We start from the raw sequence: 234 nt of genomic DNA on the forward strand, positions 1-234 counted from the left end.
TGCGCGGTGGTACTGGAATTTCCACCAGTTGTCCATCGCCTACGCCTTTCGGCCTCGGCTTAGGTCCCGACTAACCCTGGGCGGACGAGCCTTCCCCAGGAACCCTTAGGCTTTCGGTGGACAAGATTCTCACTTGTCTTTTCGCTACTTATACCGGCATTCTCACTTCTGTACACTCCACCAGTCCTTCCGGTCTGACTTCCATGCGTACAGAACGCTCCCCTACCACAGATC

At 55.6% G+C, this 234-nt stretch carries 1 rRNA gene; it reads right to left on the reverse strand.

Annotation, left to right across the window (positions count from 1 at the left end):
- Positions 1-234 (reverse strand): 23S ribosomal RNA (locus EFBL_RS01240); the annotation flags it as partial.

Source organism: Effusibacillus lacus (assembly GCF_002335525.1).
In the GTDB taxonomy this organism is placed as follows: Bacteria; Bacillota; Bacilli; order Tumebacillales; family Effusibacillaceae; genus Effusibacillus; species Effusibacillus lacus.